The organism is Halorarius litoreus (assembly GCF_024362405.1).
GTDB lineage: Archaea > Halobacteriota > Halobacteria > Halobacteriales > Haloarculaceae > Halorarius > Halorarius litoreus.
Map to the genome: position 1 here is coordinate 2,273,819 of NZ_CP101454.1, position 14,305 is coordinate 2,288,123.

General features: G+C 68.1%; 16 protein-coding genes. 5 read left to right on the forward strand and 11 right to left on the reverse strand.

The genetic code is table 11. The features are described 5' to 3' along the window. Positions 1–48 precede the first annotated feature (48 nt). A complete protein-coding gene (locus NL126_RS11625) occupies positions 49–312 on the reverse strand; it encodes a DUF8113 family protein (protein ID WP_255195040.1) in 264 nt (87 codons plus the stop codon). Positions 313–488: 176 nt separating this feature from the next. On the opposite strand from NL126_RS11625, the gene NL126_RS11630 reads away from it, so the two are divergent. Next, on the forward strand, positions 489–1,322 hold the full coding sequence (locus NL126_RS11630; protein WP_255195041.1) for a class I SAM-dependent methyltransferase: 834 nt from the start codon (positions 489–491) through the stop codon (positions 1,320–1,322). Here the strand turns inward: NL126_RS11630 and NL126_RS11635 are convergent, their stop codons facing one another. The 3 genes from NL126_RS11635 to lrp all read right to left on the reverse strand — a co-directional run bounded on the left by NL126_RS11635 (position 1,323) and on the right by lrp (position 2,605). Beyond that, complete coding sequence (locus NL126_RS11635) at positions 1,323–1,700, reverse strand: DUF6276 family protein (protein ID WP_255195042.1); 378 nt, start codon at positions 1,698–1,700, stop codon at positions 1,323–1,325. A gap of 43 nt (positions 1,701–1,743) precedes the next feature. Continuing rightward, positions 1,744–1,914: a hypothetical protein gene (locus NL126_RS11640; RefSeq protein WP_255195043.1), complete on the reverse strand. Its 171-nt coding sequence runs from the start codon at positions 1,912–1,914 to the stop codon at positions 1,744–1,746. Positions 1,915–2,152: 238 nt separating this feature from the next. After that, a complete protein-coding gene (gene lrp / locus NL126_RS11645; protein WP_255195044.1) occupies positions 2,153–2,605 on the reverse strand; it encodes an HTH-type transcriptional regulator Lrp in 453 nt (150 codons plus the stop codon). A 127-nt stretch (positions 2,606–2,732) separates the two neighbouring features. Here lrp and glnA point away from each other — a divergent pair, with 127 nt between their 5' ends. After that, positions 2,733–4,106, forward strand: a complete 1,374-nt coding sequence (gene glnA / locus NL126_RS11650) for a type I glutamate--ammonia ligase (protein WP_255195045.1) — start codon at positions 2,733–2,735, stop codon at positions 4,104–4,106. Positions 4,107–4,157: 51 nt separating this feature from the next. Here the strand turns inward: glnA and NL126_RS11655 are convergent, their stop codons facing one another. Genes NL126_RS11655 through NL126_RS11665 form a run of 3 tightly spaced genes read right to left on the reverse strand, consistent with a single transcriptional unit; the run spans position 4,158 to position 7,521 of the window. After that, entirely contained in the window at positions 4,158–5,063 is a 906-nt protein-coding gene (locus NL126_RS11655) for a phosphatase PAP2 family protein (protein ID WP_255195046.1), read from the reverse strand. A 1-nt stretch (position 5,064) separates the two neighbouring features. Further along, complete coding sequence (locus NL126_RS11660; protein ID WP_255195047.1) at positions 5,065–6,351, reverse strand: YihY/virulence factor BrkB family protein; 1,287 nt, start codon at positions 6,349–6,351, stop codon at positions 5,065–5,067. A gap of 45 nt (positions 6,352–6,396) precedes the next feature. Then, entirely contained in the window at positions 6,397–7,521 is a 1,125-nt protein-coding gene (locus tag NL126_RS11665; RefSeq protein WP_255195048.1) for a tRNA (guanine(26)-N(2))-dimethyltransferase, read from the reverse strand. Positions 7,522–7,558: 37 nt separating this feature from the next. On the opposite strand from NL126_RS11665, the gene NL126_RS11670 reads away from it, so the two are divergent. Continuing rightward, positions 7,559–7,960, forward strand: coding sequence for a hypothetical protein (locus NL126_RS11670; RefSeq protein ID WP_350355451.1), 402 nt, complete (start codon positions 7,559–7,561; stop codon positions 7,958–7,960). 229 nt (positions 7,961–8,189) lie between these two features. On the opposite strand, the gene NL126_RS11675 is transcribed toward NL126_RS11670, so the two are convergent. The 4 genes from NL126_RS11675 to NL126_RS11690 all read right to left on the reverse strand — a co-directional run bounded on the left by NL126_RS11675 (position 8,190) and on the right by NL126_RS11690 (position 12,272). Then, positions 8,190–9,002: a helix-turn-helix transcriptional regulator gene (locus NL126_RS11675; protein WP_255195050.1), complete on the reverse strand. Its 813-nt coding sequence runs from the start codon at positions 9,000–9,002 to the stop codon at positions 8,190–8,192. 186 nt (positions 9,003–9,188) lie between these two features. Next, positions 9,189–10,406 (reverse strand): acyl-CoA dehydrogenase family protein, encoded by a 1,218-nt coding sequence (locus NL126_RS11680; protein WP_255195051.1) that lies wholly within the window; start codon positions 10,404–10,406, stop codon positions 9,189–9,191. 116 nt (positions 10,407–10,522) lie between these two features. Beyond that, a complete protein-coding gene (locus NL126_RS11685) occupies positions 10,523–11,377 on the reverse strand; it encodes a DUF4397 domain-containing protein (RefSeq protein ID WP_255195052.1) in 855 nt (284 codons plus the stop codon). A 148-nt stretch (positions 11,378–11,525) separates the two neighbouring features. Continuing rightward, positions 11,526–12,272 (reverse strand): zinc metalloprotease, encoded by a 747-nt coding sequence (locus tag NL126_RS11690; protein WP_255195053.1) that lies wholly within the window; start codon positions 12,270–12,272, stop codon positions 11,526–11,528. A gap of 446 nt (positions 12,273–12,718) precedes the next feature. Here NL126_RS11690 and NL126_RS11695 point away from each other — a divergent pair, with 446 nt between their 5' ends. Both NL126_RS11695 and NL126_RS11700 read left to right on the forward strand, forming a co-directional pair. Further along, positions 12,719–13,933, forward strand: coding sequence for a translation initiation factor IF-2 subunit gamma (locus tag NL126_RS11695; protein ID WP_255195054.1), 1,215 nt, complete (start codon positions 12,719–12,721; stop codon positions 13,931–13,933). Beyond that, positions 13,934–14,302, forward strand: coding sequence for a type II toxin-antitoxin system VapC family toxin (locus tag NL126_RS11700; protein ID WP_255195055.1), 369 nt, complete (start codon positions 13,934–13,936; stop codon positions 14,300–14,302). Positions 14,303–14,305: the final 3 nt, after the last annotated feature.

Below are 14,305 nucleotides of genomic sequence, written 5' to 3' on the forward strand. Positions count from 1 at the left end.
CCTCGCTACCTCGACAGCCAGGGGGTCGGACTCGCTACGGGCCGTCGCTCACCGTTCGTCGAAGCCGTCTGCCCGCTCGGCGAGCTTCGCAGCGTCCGTCGCCACCTGCGAGACGGGCACGTCGGTGCGGTCGGCCAGCCAGCGAACGTGCGCCGCGATGAGGTCGAGCTGTGCGCCGACCGCGTCGTCCGTGTGGCCGGTGTTGACCCTGAGCGTCGGGCCCGACTCGCCGTGGACGAGCGCGGCGCTCGGCTGAGTCTCGTCGGCGGCGTACAGCAACTGGATACCGTCCTCGTGGGGATGGTCGCCCATACGCCGCGTTTCGGGGGGAACGGGAAAAGCGCACGGACCCGCCACCACAACGCCTATGACCGACCCCGGTGTGCCGTTGAACTGGACGCGTTCTCTGTCCCGAAACGGGTGGTAGCGATGCAACTGTCCACGGCCGACCGCCCGTACCGACCGACGACCTACTGCCGGAGGGTCCGATGAGACCGCTCGACCTCGCCGACCTCCCGGCACACTCCGCGTGGGCACGATACCTGCTCGACCCCGCGGGTGACCCACCGACTGACCCCACGGCGTACACGTCCGTCGAGACGTACGACGACCTGTACGGACACATCCTCGAGGAGTATCGCACTGGTGGAGTCGCCCCCGAGGAACTCGCGAGTCGAATCTACGCGAGGGGCCGCGCGGACCCCGGTGCCGTCTCCGTCGGCGGAGACCTGTTTCTCGCGAGTCCCGAGACCCTGTGCGACCGCGACGCGCAGGCGGTCCGCGACGCGCTTCGAGGGGTTGAGTCGACGCCTGACACCGTCTTCGACCTCGGTTGTGGCTGGGGGGCGGCGCTCGACCCCATCGCCGAGGCCCTGCCCGAGACGGGGGTCGTCGGCGGTGAGTCTGCGGAGAACGGCGTGGCGCTGGCCCGCGCCCTCTTCGGCGGCGGTCGTCTCTCGGTCGAGCCGTTCGACTTCCACGGCGACTGGAGTCTCATGGAAGCGGTGGCGGGTGACAGCCTCGTGTTCACTCGCGGGGCACTCACGACGCTCTCCGACGTCGAGGGGGTCGTCGACCGGTTCGCAGCGCTCGCGCGTTCGGGGACCGTGGTCGGTGGCGTCCACCTCGAACAGGTCGACGCCCATCCCGAGACGACGCTCGGACTCTTGCGGCGGCACTACGCACGCGTCAGAGGCTACGACACCAGCCTGCTCGACGCGTTGCGAACACACGAAGATATCGCGGTGCAAGCGGTCGAGTACGACGTCCTCGGAGCGAACCCGCTGCACCCACTGACCGCGATTCGGTGGATACCTGCCTGACTACAGCAACTGTTCGAGCTGGTGTCGGCGCCGGCTCACGTCGAAGTGGAGCCGGACGTTGCCCTGTGCCTGCAGGCGGTCGATGAGCAGCAGCGGGTCGACGCCCTCTGCCTCTGCGGCGCGCACGAGCCCCTCGATGTTCGCGCGGTTGAGCGCGAGCGAGTCGAGCATCCCGAGTGCCAGCGCCATCGCCGCGCCCGCGTCACCTTCGGGGAACTCGTCGGAGACGTGTGAGAAGTCGGGCGCGCCCCCAGCGTCGGCGGGGCGGAGGGTCAGACAGCGCGTACACGAGGCGACGGTGGCGTCGTCGACGAACTCGGCGAGAGAATCGGGAACGGTGTAGGCGACCATCGGGCCGCCGCAGTTCGGACAGTCCATGCCAGCGGTTCGCCGCCGCTCGGCAAGGGACTTCTGGTCGCGTTCAGGCCTTCGTGACCGGCTCGACTTCGCGGCTCAGACACTCCTGGCAGGACACCCGCTTCGGCTCCTTGTACGAGCCGAACTCGGCTCCGCAGTCGGTACACTCGAAGCGCGTCTCGTCGAGCGAGTCGTCACCCGTGACGACGCTCTTGAGCTTGTCGACCACGCTCATGGTCCAGTCCAGAGTGGACGCGGGAGCCACTAAACGGCTGGCCGGAGCTACGTCGGGCGAAGTGTGGTAACTCCCGGCCACGAGGATTTTGCTGTGCCACGGTCTGTTCCAGCCATTGCTCGGGGCTTCGTGAGCTGAAGCCGCGTAACGTGAGGGCGCACGCGGCTGTCGACTATGCCCGCGGCGCGGTCCGACGACGGGGGCCGAGCGAAGCGAGCAGCCTCGCGCAAAACGTGCGTTAGTAGTCGAGGTCGAACTGCTGGTTCTCGACGACGGTGTTGAGCACGACGCTCGTGTTCGACTCCTTGATGTCGGGGTCGATGAGCAGCTCCTTGATCTGCTCGTTCATGTGGTCGGTGTCGGTGAACTTGCCGATGGCCACGATGTCGTGGTCGCCGGTCACCTCGTACACCGAGACCATCTGGGTGTGCTCGCGGAGCCGCTCGGTGATGTCCGGCAGGGCCGACCCCTCGCACTTCAGCTGGATGACCGCGGTGACGTCGTACCCGAGCTTGTCGTAGTCGACGATGGGCGTGTAGCCGCGGATGATGCCGTCTTCTTCGAGGTCCGAGAGGTGGTTCGAGACGGTCGTCACGGAGACGTCGAGGTCTTCAGCCAGCGAGCGGAGCGACGCCCGGCCGTCGTGCAGCAGGGCATTCACCAGTTTCCGGTCCAGGTTTTCGTACGTCATTACACCCCACCACTCACTCCACCCATTAGAATTTTACGAATATCCAGTTCCGATGGGCGTAGAGAATTTTTTGCGAGGATAGGTAGGGTTTTAGTGTCTCGGATGGTCGTTCCGCGTGCCCAAAACGATGACAGAGGAAAACATTGCCACCGACGGGGGGCTCTCCGAAGAGGCCCAGCGCGTCGTAGACGAGATCGAGGAGAAGAACGTCGACTTCCTGCGCCTGCAGTTCACCGACATCCTGGGGACGGTGAAGAACGTCTCCGTTCCCGCCGAGCAGGCTGAGAAGGCGTTCACCGAAGGTATCTACTTCGACGGCTCCTCCATCGAAGGGTTCGTCCGCATCCAGGAGTCCGACATGCGGCTCAAGCCCGACCCCGAGACGTTCGCCATCCTGCCGTGGCGGAACACCGAGGAGCACGCCTCCGCGCGGCTCATCTGTGACGTCATCAACACCTCGACGGGTGAGCCGTTCGAGGGCGACCCGCGGTACATTCTGAAGCAGGCGCTCCAGCGCGCCCACGACATGGGATACACCGTCAACGCCGCGCCCGAACCCGAGTTCTTCCTGTTCGAGCACGACGAGGAGGGTCGCGCGACGACGAAGACGAACGACGCTGGCGGCTACTTCGACCTCGCGCCGAAGGACCTCGCGTCCGACGTCCGCCGTGACATCATCTACGGCCTCGAGGACATGGGCTTCGACATCGAAGCTTCGCACCACGAGGTCGCCGAGGGCCAGCACGAGATCAACTTCACGTACGACGACGCCCTCACGACGGCCGACAACGTCGGGACGTTCCGGACCGTGGTTCGCGCCATCGCCGCGGGGCACGACCTTCACGCGACGTTCATGCCCAAGCCCATCGCGCGCATCAACGGCTCGGGGATGCACACCCACATCTCGCTGTTCACCGAGGACGGCGAGAACGCGTTCCACTCCGACGACGACGAGTTCAACCTCTCGGAAGAAGCCAAGCAGTTCACCGCCGGCATCCTCGAGCACGCCCCGGCGCTCGCCGCCGTGACGAACCCGACGGTCAACAGCTACAAGCGCCTCGTCCCCGGCTACGAAGCCCCGGTGTACGTCGCGTGGTCCGACCGCAACCGCTCGGCGCTCATCCGCAAGCCGGCCGCCCGCGTCCCGGCCGCCTCGCGTATCGAGGCCCGCTTCCCCGACCCGTCGTGTAACCCGTATCTCGCCTTTGCCGTGCTCATCCACGCCGGTCTCGACGGCATCGAGCAGGGGCTCGACTGCCCCGATCCGGTCCGCGAGAACATCTACGAGTTCGACGAGGAGAAGCGCGAGGAGTACGGTATCGAGACGCTCCCGACGAACCTCGGCGAGGCCGTCGACGCGCTCGAAGCCGACGAGGCCGTCTTCGAGGCGCTCGGCCCGCACATCGGGCCGAAGTTCGTCGAGGCGAAGCGCTCGGAGTTCAAGGAGTACCTCGTCGAGGTCTCCCAGTGGGAACTCGACCAGTACCTCGAGACGTTCTAACACCCACGTTCTAGAACCGTTCGCTGACCGCGACCCCGTATCCGTGGTCGCTCAACCCACGAGGTCTTTTCGGAGGACACGACGCGCCGCGAGCGGTGCGCCGAGCACCGCTGCGAGCCCCAGCCCGGCCCCGACGAAGCCGACGACCGGCGTCTCGCCGGCGAAGGCCGCGCCGATGAACACGCCGCCGACCGTGAGCGCCACGACGGCCGCGACCGCACCCTCTCGGCTGGTGACGGTGCCGGCTGCCGCTCGCTCGCCGAACACCGTCCAGCCGATGCGGCCGCCGAGCGCGCCGCCGAGCGCCGAGAGCGTGTCGACCGAGAAGTGGACGGCCGCGGCGACGGCGGCGGCGAGGACCGCGAGCGTGAACGCCCGCTTCACGTTCGCGCCGCCATCCGTCACCCAGTAGACCAGCCCCGCGTACGCGAGGCCGACGCCGACGCCGAGCAGCACGTCGCCGAGGTAGTGGACGCCGAGGACGACCCGCGACGCGGCGACGACAGCGATGACAGCGGCGGCGAGCAGGTAGCGCGTCCGGTCGCGACCGTACCGGAGGACGAGCGCCGCGCCCGCGTAGACGGCCGCGCTCCCGGTGGCGTGTCCCGAGGGGAGGCTGAACCCGTCGCCGGTCGCGAGGCTCTCGACCAGGGGAACGAGCGCAGTGGGGAGCCACGCGATGGGACGCAGCGTCTCGGCACCCGGCGGACGAGGGTGGGCGAAGAACGCCTTGAGCCCCGCGACGACCGCGAGCGCGCCGAGGGCGATGGCGATGACGACGGCGACCCGCTCGCGCGAGAGTGCGTCGTCGACGAGCGATTCTCCGAACGCGTACACGAGCGTGAGCGCGAGGAAGTAGAACCACAGGTCGCCGAGCTGCGTGAGCAGCGCGAACAGCAGGTACACCGCGTCGGGCAGCGACTGGAGCGCCTCCGTGACGCCGACACCGTGGCTCATCTCAGCTCCGAATGTCGTCCACGCGCTCTTTCAGCTTTCCGGGCAGGCCGGCGACGCCGACGGTCACGCCGACGATGAGCATCAGCACGTAGAGGCCGAGCGTCGAGAGCCAGACGACGAGCATCGCGAGGATGGCCCAGCCACCCGAGAGGAAGTAGAACGCACCCAGCGTCATCCCGGTGCCGTACAGGAGCACGAGATACGGCCCCCAGCCGCGGGCCTTGCCCCGACGGACGCGCGAGCGAACGTACTTCTTCAGGTCACGCTCGATGTCTTCACGGTGGACCGTCCGCTCGTCGACCCGTTCTTCCATCTCCGCCAACTCCTCGCGGAGCGCTCGTATCTCCGACTCCAGTTCCTCGTCGTCGGCCACGTCTATCCCTCCGAATGTAGCCCTACCTGATAATTGCTCCCCATCTGCCGCGGCAGTCTCCGGTCGGTCCACGAGGTCACGCAGCTCCTCGGGGAGGTCGAGGTTCGTCCCCTCGTCGATGCGCCCGGCGATCACGGCGTTGAGCACGACGCCAACCAGCAGGATGAGCCCGCCGAAGTAGAGGAACGTGACGAGCAGGAGCACGCCGCCGAGGACGCCGTACGCCTGATAGCTCGTGGCGACACCGGCGTAGATGCGAAAGCCCGTGGTGAGCGCGACCCAGCCGACCGCGGCGAACAGCGCGCCGGGGACGGCCTCGCGGACGGTGATGCCGCCGCGGTCCGGCAGCACGTAGTACAGCGGGAGGAACGCCGCGGTAAGGCCTACGAGGAGGACGACCGAGCCGACGACGTTGAACACGTCGACCCCGGCGACGACCCGGTCGAACTGGGCGGTGGCGATGCCGACGACGAGCGTCACGACCAGCCCGAACCCCACCCCGAGTAGCGTGACGCTGGCGTCGCGCAACTGGTCGAGGAACGACTCCTCGCTCGCCGTCCCGTAGATGGTCGAGAACGCCACGTCCATCCCGCGGAACAGCTTCAGTCCGGACCACAGCAGCACTCCGATCCCGACGACGGTCGCACCCCCCCGGCCGGCGGCGTCGGTGAGCGCGTCGACCACGAGGTCGCCGGCCTGCGGCCCGAGCGAGGCGGCCACCTCCGCACCGACCTCCGCCGCGAGTTCCGGGCCGCCGATGACCGAGGCGGCGACGAGCGCGAGCAGCATCAGCGGCAGCAGCGAGATGAAGCCGTAGTACGCGAGGCTGGCCGCGATGAACGTAATCCGGTCCGAGCGGACGGCCTCCACGACCGCCCGGCCCAGCGAGACCAGTCCAGGAGCCTGTCGATTCACGTCTCCTGGTTCTCGCCTCGGCTACAAATACGTCGTGGGATGCGACTACAGCACGGCGTCGCGAATCTCCTCGACCGACGCCGGCGTCTTGAACGTCGTCCCACCGTAGTGGCTCCGCGAGGCCTCGTGGCCCGCCGCCCGGAGTTCGTCGAGGAACTCGTCCATGCCGATGGCGGGTTCGCCCCACAGCCCGTACAGCTCGTGCTGGTCGTAGTGGGTCGGCTCGTGGAGTTCGCCACCGAGTCGGTCGAGGAGCTTCCGCGCACGCTTCGCCGACCCCATCCCGTCGGTGACGCGCTCGCGGACCGCCGCCACGAACCCGGCGCCGTGCGTGTCGCCGAGCCAGATGGGCCCCGCCGTCTGCACGTCGCCGCCGCAGTGGGGGCACGCGTCGTGCGGGTCGGCGATGAGCCCCTTCGAACAGACGCGCCAGAGACACTCGCGGCACCAGTCGACGTACCCCAGGTCGTCTATCTTCGCGTTCGCCCGCTGTGCCCCGGTGTCGAGTGCGAGATACGTCCGGACGTAGTGGCTCGTCGCGTGGGTCAACACGGGCGTCGCGGCCACGTCGTAGCGCGCGGCGGTCCGGACACACGCCGACAGCAGCACACGGACGCCCATCTCGCTGTGGAAGTCGGTGTTCCGCGGGACCGTCCCGTACTTCCGAACGCCGCTCTCGAAGTGCGCGCCACACAGCGGCGCGGTGTCGGTCGCCGTCACACACAGCAGGTCGCGCGCCGAGTTGCAGGCCGCGTCGAGGAACGGGATCGGCGTCCCGAACGGGTCGAGGTCGACCACGTCGTGCCACGACTCGTGCATGTGGGCGTTCGCGTTCGCCCGGACGCACTCGCCGTCCAGGTCGTTGTTCGCGAAGTTCTCGCGCGCGAGAGCCACGGCCTCGTCGTCGATGTCGACACAGGTCGTGTCCCAGCCGGCGTCCGCCGCTCGCAGGCCACGAATCCCCGAAGCGGCCATCGCGTCGAGATACGACCCCGTGCCGGCCTCGATGCCCGGACACTCTCCGTCGGCGACGGCCCCGAGGACGGCTACGGTCACGTCGCGGTTCAACTCCTGGGTCGGGTTGTAGAACACGTCGTCGCCCGCGCCCTCGCTCGCGCCGTGGCGCGCCTCGGGGATGGACAGCGTCACGTGGCCCTCGGTGACCTCCATACCTCGGAGTCCGCCCGCCGGCGAATAAGCGACACGGATGCCGACGCTCCCGGTTCCATACCCTTTTGCCATCCCGCCGAGAACTCCGGACGTGAACGCGGTCGAGGCGTGGCAGACGGCGCTCGACGACTCGGGGGAGCTCTCCCCCGACGTAGTCGACCGCATCCTCAAACTCCACGGCGAGCGCGGCGCGAAGGCCATCGAAGCCGTCGCCGAGGAGCGCGTCAAGGAGTACAACGACTTCACCGTCGTCGTCGGCCACGAGGACGAGTACGTCGTCGAGGACGGCGCCTGCCAGTGCCGCGACGCGCAGTACAACCTCGACGCCGACGACCCCACGGCGCTCTGCTGGCACGTCATCGCGGTCCACATCGCCGAGCGCGTCGGCAAGGTCGACTACCACGACATGTGGTACTCGGACGTCAGGGAATTCCTCTAGCACTTTTTGCGCGAGGGCTTCAGCCCTGCGGGCCTCAGCCCCCCGTCGTCGGATTCCGCTGGAATCCGACGGGCTATCGGACCGCGCCGCGGTCCGATAACGGCAAAAACTTGCGGAAAATAGCGCCTGCGGCGCGTCGGTCCGCGGGCGCTACCGCGCCTCACTTCGTTCGGCGCGGAGAACCGCTCGGCCTTCGGCCTCGCGGATGCTGCTCGATGCGTTCGTCGCCTTACGCCACCACCTCCCCCTCGCCCGTCGCGAGTTCCTCTGGTGCCAACCGCCGGGCGGTGGCACGGTGCCGTTCGAACACGTCTTTGACCCACTCGACGACCGTCTCGTCGGTGGTCTCGATGAGCCCCTCCGTGATGTTCTGGTCGTTGCGGACGATGAGACACGCCAGCCCGTCGTGGAACATGACGGGGTGTTCGATGGGCCCCTCGTAGACGTAGACATCCGAGCGGTCCGCGGCGACGATGGCCGCGAACTTCTCGGCGGCGTCGGAGGCCATGGCCTTCTCGATGACGACCGGGGCGAACACCGCCTCGAACGTCTGGTCCCCCTCGACGACAGCCTCGTACCGACCGTCGATACACGGCTCGGGGAAGAAGTCCGTGAGGCTCAGGCCTGCGTCGGTGGTGAGTTCGATTTCGCGGACGCGCGAGACCACCGCGAAGGGGTTCTCGTGGGTCGCACGCGTCACCCTCGCGTCGGCCAACTGTTCGACGCCGATGCCGATGTCGTCGAGCGGGACGCCCGGGAGCAGTTCGTGGAGGTCACGGGCCGCCGCCATGTCGCGGTGGAGTCCGTCGAAGCTCCGCGCGACGAACGACCCCAGCGCCGTCAGCGCGTACTCGTGGCCGTTCCTGACGAGCCAGCCCCGCTCCTCGAACGCCTGCAGCATGCGGCCGACGGTGGCCGACGACGCCCCTGTCACGTCGCGGAGATCGGCGCGTGAACGTGGCCCGTCGGCGAGTGCGGACATCACCACCGCACGGTGCTCCGAGTCCGCGAGAAAGCGGATGTCGTCGAGCGCGTCGTCCATGCGATATGTTGGCAGTCCTCTACGATGGCCGTTCGTACCCACTCCCTCAACAATAGCTGTTCGTGCTCACCAGGTGACATCCGGATACTGGTTGCGTGGATTGCACGACCAATCAGCACGTCGTCGCACAACGTCCCCACGTCGAGTTTCAGCAGTTGTCCGGCGGCGTCTACCCGCCGGGCTTCCTCAGGCGTCGAACCGGGTTACCGGGTCCAGTTCGGCGGAGTCGGGGTCGGCGAACACGTCGCGGGCGATGGTCCGGCGGTGGACCTCGTCGGCGCCGTCGATGATGCGGAACGCCCGCACCGACTCGTAGAAGTCCGCGAGCGGGAGGTCCTTGCCGATGCCGTTCCCGCCACAGAGCTGGAGCGACGTGTCGATGACGTCCTGACAGACGTTCGCCGTGAACGTCTTGCTCATCGACACCTCGACGCGAGCCTGCTCGCCGGCGGCGATGCGGTCGGCGGTCGTCCGCACCAGCGACCGCGCGGCCGTGAGTCGGGTCGCGGCGTCCGCGAGGGCGTTTCTGGGACCCTGCTTCGCCGCGAGCGGCTCGCCGAACGCTTCGCGCTCGGAGAGGTACGCGGTGGCGACGTCGATGGACCGCTGTGCCATCCCCGAGAATCGCATACAGTGGGTGAGTCGGGCGGGGCCGAGTCGCTCCTGGACGTGCTGGAAGCCCTTCCCCTCCTCGCCGAGCAGGTGCTCTTCGGGGACGCGCACGCCGTCGTACTTGATTTCGGCGTGGCCCGTCCCCGTCATCTCGCTCCCGAGGTGCGGGACGTCCCGGACCACCTCGACCCCGGGCGCATCGGACGGCACGATGAACACCGAACAGCCCTCGTAGGGGTGCGCCTCGAGGTCGGTGCGGGCGAACACCAGCAGCACGTCGGCCTCCAGTCCCTGCGTGGTCCACCACTTGTGGCCGTCGATGACCCACTCGTCGCCGTCCTTCTCGGCACGCGTCTTGATCATCTTCGGGTCCGACCCGGCCCCTTGCATCGGCTCGGTCATCGAGAACCCCGACCGGATCTCACCCGCGACGAGCGGCTTCAGATACTGCTCCTTCTGGAGCTGCGTCCCCTGCAGTTCCAGGAGGTGCATGTTCCCCTCGTCGGGTGCGTCGACGCGCATCGCCGTCGCCCCGAGCAGCGACCGGCCGGCCTGCTCGAACGCCGGCAGCACGTCCCGGAAGTCGTGGCCCATCCCGCCCCACTCCTCGCGGATCTGCGGGCAGTAGATGTCGTACTCGCGGGCCGCCGCGCGCAGTTCCTTCACCGTCCCGCGGGAGATCGCGGTGTCACCTCTGAGCTGGCGCTCTTTCGGGATGACCACGTCGTCCATCAGTGCCCGTGCCCGGGCAGCCAGTTCCTCGGCCGTCTCGGAGTCGTCGAACGAGACCATAGCTGAGACTCAGGCATCTGGGTGAAAGATGTGGTGGCGAGTACCACCGCGTGAGAATCGTGCGTGGGGGTGGTCGTGCGTGGCGACCGGTGCGTCCAGCAGGCAGTCGCGTGTGGTTACGCGCCCCCGCTGTCCTGCGTGACGATGAGGTCGAACGGCGTGCTCGCTGGCTCGTCGTCAGGGGTGAGATAGCCCGCGGCGAACGCCGAGTAGACGGTGCCGCCTTCGAGCGTGAGGTCGAACGAGGCGGCCACCTCGCCGTCGTTCTCCGGGGTGTCGCCGCGGATCTCGACCGTGTAGTCGCCGGCCGGAACCTCGACGTCGCCGGAGCCACCGTACGCGACGCCATCGAAGAGGACCGTGTCGCCCGCGGTGATGTCGACGGCCGGTGCGTCCGGTGAGGCGTGGACGGCGCGGACGCGGGCTGTCTCGCTGTCGGGCGCCTCGTTGTTGTCCATGAGCACGAGCGGCTCGAACGGCTGGTCGGCGTCCTCGCCGACTTCGCCGATCGCGGCGACGGTGTAGTCCGTTCCGGCCTCGGCTGTGACCTCGCCCTCGAAGACGGACGTGTCGGGGTCACCAGCCGCCGTAATCTCGACCGTGTGCGCGCCCGCAGCCACCTCGAGGTAGTCGCTTACCGTGCCGAACGCCACGTCTTCGAGTACGGCCGAGTCGTCGACGTAGACGTCTACGTTGGGCGCGTTCGGCGAGAGGTGCGCGACGCGAACGCGGGCGTCACCGCCCGCCTCGGTTTCGGTCTCTGCTTCGGTCTCCCCTTCGGTCTCGGTCTCCGGCGCCTCCGTGGTCGTTTCGGTCATCTCGCCTCCCTCTGTCGGGGAGGTGGTCACGCCACCGTCGGCCGTCGTCGTCCCGTTGCCGGTCCCCACGCCCGTACCCGGGCTCCCACAGCCAGCGACGAGTGTGGCGATACCGAGCGCACCCGAGGTCACGAGGAACCGTCGTCGGTTCACGGGGGACTGCGCTCGCTCGCTCGACTCGACTGTACCGGAGTTTTCTGCCGCATTTCTTTCAGACATCGGCTCCGGCGATGAACGCTACGGGTTTTGTTATGGGCCGCGTCTGGCGAGGTGGTCGAGCCTGTGATTTCCTAAGGTTGACTTACGAGAACAGCCCGCCTCGGTACGACCGTAGCGCGCTTTCGGCGCAGGGGGAGAACCGCATCGCCAGCCGTCGTCGCCTATCGTCAGCTTTCACCGCGCCCCCGCGACAGATACCGGCAGGCAACTGGTCCGCACGGAGCTCGTCGGGCGCCCAGGCGTAGCCGCTCACCATCGGCGAGACCGTGACCGTGTCGCCGTCGACGGCGACCGACCCGTGTCCGTGGTCGAGTCCGAGCGCGTGGCCCACCTCGTGGACGAGCAGCTGTGTGACCGCCGCGGGGACGCCGTAGTCGACGACGGCTGGCGACTCGTCTGCGGGGGGCATCGCCGCCAGGAACCGGGCCCCGGGGACGGCCGCGATGTGGTCGAAGGCGTAGCCCGCAGTCGGTCGCGCCACCGCACCGTCGGTCAGGAGCAGGTTCACGTCGCGGACCGGGTCGACCGCCGACGCGCCAGCGACACCCGCGACCACCCGCTTCGGCCACGCCTCCCGTTCGACGTGCTGGTCGCTTCCATCGAAGCGGAGCGGCTCCTCCTCGTACGACACCGCGACGTCGTGGCCGGTGGCCTCCAGTGCCTGTCGGACGTACCCCGCCGCACGCTTCTGGGCGGAGGGCCGAGCCGCGGCTTCCTCAGTCTGCCATATCCGCACGACGAGTGGCTCGGCCGGTGCGCGCGTCGTCCGGTCCGCGATGCCCAGCGACGCCACTGCGCCGACCGCCGACAGCAGCGTCCGTCGTTTCACGTCGTTCCCCCGGCGTCTGCCACGGTACGCACAGCTTACCGAACCGGAAAATAAGCGTTCGTGCCGGGTACTACCCGAACATCGTCCAGATACTCGTCGGCCGTTTCAGCCGATAAGCCCGAATTACTGGGCCTATGGCAGTCGGCCGGTGTCGTGACGACACCATGCCGTGGTCGCCTGTACCGCCGCCGAAACCATCGGTTCGAGGCCAGTGCTGTGCCGAAGCATCCGTCGAGCGACCGACGAGAGCGAGCGGTTCCGCCGCAGGCGAGGCCGAGCTTGCGGCTTTTTCACTCCAACCTTTTCGCCGAGCGGGTTGCCGGCTTGCCGGCAACTGATTCCGTGGCGGCGGGGCCGCCACGCGGTGTGCGAACTACACCCGAGGGGAAAAAAGGTGGAACGGTATATTTATACCTCGCACGGGGCGAAGTTTCCCTAATTACTCAATGACTGCAAACCACCGACAACCGGAGGTGAACATCGGACTGGTCGGCCACGTCGACCACGGGAAGACGACCCTCGTACAGGCGCTTTCCGGGGAGTGGACCGACCAGCACTCCGAGGAGATGAAGCGCGGCATCTCCATCCGCCTCGGCTACGCCGACGCGACCTTCCGGAAGATTCCGGGTGTCGACCCACCGGAGTGTTACACCGTCGAGGAGGAGGTCGACGGCGAGGAGACCGAGGTCGCGCGGACGGTGTCGTTCGTCGACGCGCCCGGTCACGAGACGCTGATGGCGACGATGCTCTCGGGGGCGGCTATCATGGACGGTGCGGTGCTCGTCATCGGTGCGAACGAGCAGGTGCCGCAGGCCCAGACGGAAGAGCACCTGATGGCGCTCGACATCATCGGCATCGAGAACATCGTCATCGCGCAGAACAAGATCGACCTCGTCGACGGCGAGCGCGCCCGCGACAACTACCAGCAAATCCAGGAGTTCGTGGAGGGCACCGTCGCCGAGGACGCGCCGGTCATCCCCATCTCCGCCCAGCGGGGGATCAACATCGACGTGCTCATCGACGCCATCGAGGAGCACATCCCCACGCCCGAACGGGACCCCGACGCCGACGCGCGGATGCAGGTCGCCCGCTCGTTCGACATCAACCGCCCGGGGACGACGTTCGACAAGCTGATGGGCGGCGTCATCGGCGGGTCGCTCACCGCGGGCGAACTCGACGTCGACGACGAGATCGAGATTCGGCCCGGTCGCGACGTCGACGACGGCTACGAGATCGTCGAGACGACCGTGCGGTCGCTGCAGGCCGGCGGCGAGATGGTCGACACCGTCACGCCCGGCGGCCTCATCGGCGTCGGGACAGGACTCGACCCGTCGCTCACGAAGGGTGACGCGCTCGCCGGACAGGTCGCTGGCCCGCCGGGGACGCTGCCACCAGTACGTGACGGCTTCGAGATGGACGTCGACCTGCTCGACCGCGTCGTGGGCGACGTCGACGACGAAGTCGAGGAGATCTCGACGGGCGAGCCGCTGATGCTGACGGTGGGCACGGCGACGACCGTCGGCTCCGTCACGTCCGCGCGTGGCGACGAGTGTGAGGTCGCGCTGAAGCGCCCCGTCTGTGCGGACGAGGGGGCGAAGATCGCCATCAACCGGCGCGTGGGAGCCCGCTGGCGGCTCATCGGCGTCGGCACGCTGAAGTAGATGCGCGTCGCGGTCGACACGAACGCACTGATGATGCCGGTCGAGAGCGGCGTTCGGCTGTTCGACGAACTCGACCGCCTCCTCGGCACGTACGAGGCGGTGGTCCCCGAGAGCGTGGTGGCCGAACTCGACGACCTCTCGGCCGGTGGCGGGGAGGAGGCGACGGCCGCGTCGGTGGGCCGTGACCTCGCCGCTCGATGTGAGATCGTGTCGACCGAGGCGACGTTCGCCGACGACGCCATCGTCGAACTCGCGGACGCGGTGGACTACGTGGTGACGAACGACCGACCGCTCAGACGCCGATTACGGGAGCGAGACGTTTCCATAATCTGTTTACGCGGTCGGTCGAAACTCGCGGTAACGAACTAACAC